Raw genomic sequence first — 3386 nt, 5'->3', positions numbered from 1 at the left:
GCCGCGAGCTGGTTCTTCAGGCGCGCGGGTTCGCGCTCGCTGCCCGCGGGCGTGCCGAGGTAGCCGCGGCCGTAGGCGAACAGCAGGGCGTTCAGCCCCAGCAAAGCCCAGAAGACGAATTTCAGCACTTTCCTATCCTTGTCAGATGGCGGTCGCCGCCGCATGCAGGCCGACCAGCACGATATTATCGGCCAGGCGGTGCTTGACCTTGAGCGCGGGCGCAATATATGGCGCGGCGCCGCCGGACAGGATGCAGGCGGAAGCACCATGGCCCGCCACCGCGCGCTCGATCGCGCCGGCCTGGGCCGACAGGCAGCCGGAAACGATGGCATCGCCGGTATTGTCGCCGAACAGGGGCGGCGGGACCGCACCGGGACCGACCTGGGGCAGCTGGGCGGTATTGCGCGCCAGCGCGGCGGCCATCAGGCCCAGGCCGGGCAGGATCATCCCGCCCAGGAAGCGCCCGTCGGCGGTGACCGCGTCGACCGTGGTGGCGGTGCCGCAGGTGGCCACGACCAGGTCCTGGCCGGGCGCCAGCGCGCGCGCGCCGATGGCGGCGGCGAAGCGGTCGCAGCCCAGGCGCTCCGGCTCGCGGTAGCCGTTGCGCAGGCCCGCGCGCTCGGGCACCGAGGCGAACCATTCGACCGGCAAGCCCGGGTTGCCCTGCCGCAGGGCGGCGGCGATGCGTTCGCGCGCTTCCGGTCCCGCCACGTTCGACACCAGCGCGCGGGTGGCGCCCAGCGCCTGCCACTGGGCCGCGAGGCGCTCCATCTCGCTGTGCGGCGCCACGCCCTCGGCCTGCCACTGCCCCAGCGGCGCGCCGCCCTGGACCAGGGCCCACTTGATGCGGGTGTTGCCGGCGTCGACCAGCAGCAGGGCGCTCATGCCTTCACCCGCAGCGAGACGTCGCCCGCCAGCACCGGCACGCGGCCCTCCGCCGTATCGAGCAGCAGGCGGCCGCTGTCGTCCACGCCCGCGGCCAGGCCCTCCTGCACCACCTTGCCGGCGTCGAGCAGGACCACGGTCTCGCCTTGCCAGGCATGGCGCAGGTTCCAGCGCGCGCTGAAGGCGCCGAAGCCGCGCGCAGCGAATTCGCGCAAGGCGGCCGCCAGGCCGTCGAGCAGGGCCGCCATCAGGGTGTCGCGCTCCATGCGCGCCAGCCAGGGCACGCCGGCCGCGCTGCGCCCGAGGCGCGCTTCCATCTCGTCCGGCATCAGGAGATTCAGGCCGATGCCGATCACGGCCCAGACCCCGCCTCCCGGCGCATTCTGGGTCTCGACCAGGATGCCGGCCAGCTTGTCGCCGTCCTTGAGCACGTCGTTCGGCCATTTGAGCTGCACCTGGACGCCGAGCGCGGAGATGGTTTCCGCGAGCGCCACGCCGATCGCGAGCGGCAGCCCGGTCAAGGCCTGCGGGCCGCCCTCGAAGCGCCAGGCCAGCGAGAAGGTCAGCGAGCCTTCCGGCGAGGACAGCCAGCTGCGGCCGGCGCGTCCGCGGCCCGCGGTCTGGTGCTCGGCCACCAGCAGCAGCGGCGCGGCCAGGCTGGCCGCGCGCGCCAGCAGGTCGGCATTCGTGGAGCCGGTTTCACGGACCACGTCGACGGCCACCCCGCAGCGCGCCCGGGCGGCGATGTTCGCGGCGTTCATGCTTCCTCCTTGCGCTGCTTGGTCGGGGCGCGCGAGAACACGGCGTCGAACAAAGCGTTGGGCAGCAGGCGCAGCAGCCTGGCCACGAGGCCCATCTGCCAGGGCAGGACGCGGTAGCTGTCGCCGCGCGCGATGGCGGCAGCCGCCTGGGCGGCGAAGCGCTCGGCGCTCATCAGGAAAGGCATGGGAAAACGGTTGTTGCGGGTCATGGGAGTAGCGATGTAGCCGGGCGCGATGGTGACCACCCGGATGTTCGAGTCGTGCAGCTCCAGCCGCAGCGATTCGCAATAGCTGTGCACCGCAGCCTTCGAGGCGCAGTAGGCGCCGGCGCCGCGCATGCCGCGGATGCCCGCCACGCTGCCGATGCCCACCAGGCGGCAGGGACCGGCCTGGGTTTTCATGGCGGCGATGAAGGGCGCGAAGGTGGCGACCGTGGCGCCCACGTTGGTGGCGAACACGGCCTCGAAGACGGGCAGGTCCTGGGGCCGCTCGGTGAGCGTGCCGTGCGAGATGCCGGCGCTGGCGATGACGATGTCGGCGCCGCCGTGGGCCTGCAGGAAGTCGGCGGCCGCCTGGGCCAGTGCGGCATGGTCGCAGACGTCGAGCGGATAGATGCGGTGCCGGCCGGCGCCGGGGAGCGCGGCCGCGAGTTCGGCCAGCAGTTCGCGCCGGCGCGCGACCAGGCCGAGGACGGCGCCGCGTGCGGCGTATTCGTGCGCCAGGGCGGCGCCGATGCCGCTCGAGGCGCCGGTAATGAAGACCCGGTGCGCCTGTCCCGGCTGCCCGGTCATTGCTTGCCGGCTTTCGCCTTCGCGACCAGCTGGTCCATCACCTGCAAGGTGCCCTGGAACAGCTGGGTTTCGGACTGGCCGCCCTCGGCGCCTTCGGCCACCATGCCGGGCGAGGTCAGGAAGCGGCCGTCCACGGCCAGCATCGGCCAGTGGGTCACGCCGTAGTCCTGCATCAGGGTGGCGGCGCGGCGCAGCTTGGCCTGCACCCCGAAGGAACGGTAGGTCTCGATGAAGCGGGCGCGGTCGATGCCGGCGCGCGCCGCCCAGTCGAACACCTGCTCGTCGCTCGCCAGGCGCAGGCGCTCGACGTGCATGGCGGCGAAGGCCTTGGCGTGGTACTGCTCGAGCAGCCCGAGCGATTCGAGCGTGTAGAACAGGCGCTGCTGCGGCAGGACGCCGGCGTCGCGCGGCACGTGCACGCGCTTGAAGACGATGGCGTCGCCCTGCTTGCGCACCCACTCGGCCAGCAGCGGCTCGAAGGCGTAGCAGTGCGGGCAGTAATAGGCGAAGAACTCGATCACCTCGATCTTGCGCGGACCGGCGTCGGTCGGCTGGGGCGAGGGCAGGGTCTTGTACTCGACGCCATCCTTCGGCGCCGCGCTCGAGGCGAGGACGGGAGCCGCCAGGCTTGCCAGGCCGAGCAGGGTGGCGGTGCAGAACAGGCGGCGCAGGGCGTGCATGCGTTTCCTTATTTCTGGTTGCGGACGATGGCGACGTCGATGCCGCTGTCGAGCAGCTTGGCGCGCGCCTTGTTGACGGCTTCGACCTGGGTGTACGGCCCCACGCGCACGCGGTGCAGCACGCCCCCTTCGGTGTTGCGGTCCGAGATGGCCGCTTCGAAGCCGAGCAGGGCCAGCTTGGCGCGGGTGTTCTCGGCGTCGGACATCTCGCGGAAGGCGCCGGCCTGCAGGTAATAGATATAGCTGTCGGCGCCCGCGGACGGCGCCGG

Annotated in this window: 5 protein-coding genes; all 5 read right to left on the bottom strand. The window is 72.2% G+C overall.

The window, feature by feature from the left end:
• Positions 1 to 141 precede the first annotated feature (141 nt).
• A complete protein-coding gene (locus tag KBW98_RS23615; protein ID WP_211522613.1) occupies positions 142 to 885 on the bottom strand; it encodes a type III pantothenate kinase in 744 nt (247 codons plus the stop codon).
• Positions 882 to 1646, bottom strand: a complete 765-nt coding sequence (locus tag KBW98_RS23610) for a biotin--[acetyl-CoA-carboxylase] ligase (RefSeq protein WP_211522612.1) — start codon at positions 1644 to 1646, stop codon at positions 882 to 884. Before KBW98_RS23610 ends, KBW98_RS23615 begins: the two co-directional genes overlap by 4 nt.
• Complete coding sequence (locus KBW98_RS23605; RefSeq protein WP_211522611.1) at positions 1643 to 2437, bottom strand: SDR family oxidoreductase; 795 nt, start codon at positions 2435 to 2437, stop codon at positions 1643 to 1645. The genes KBW98_RS23610 and KBW98_RS23605 overlap by 4 nt, the downstream gene beginning before the upstream one ends.
• Positions 2434 to 3117: a thiol:disulfide interchange protein DsbA/DsbL gene (locus tag KBW98_RS23600; protein ID WP_211522610.1), complete on the bottom strand. Its 684-nt coding sequence runs from the start codon at positions 3115 to 3117 to the stop codon at positions 2434 to 2436. Before KBW98_RS23600 ends, KBW98_RS23605 begins: the two co-directional genes overlap by 4 nt.
• Before the next feature lie 8 nt (positions 3118 to 3125).
• The coding region (locus tag KBW98_RS23595; RefSeq protein WP_211522609.1) for an SPOR domain-containing protein at positions 3126 to 3386 on the bottom strand (261 nt) is incomplete at its 5' end.

Origin of the sequence: Massilia sp. ST3 (assembly GCF_018119405.1) — a bacterium.
Classification (GTDB): domain Bacteria; phylum Pseudomonadota; class Gammaproteobacteria; order Burkholderiales; family Burkholderiaceae_D; genus Telluria.
The sequence above is the reverse complement of the archived record's forward strand: the minus strand, read 5'-3'. Positions and strand labels throughout refer to the sequence as shown.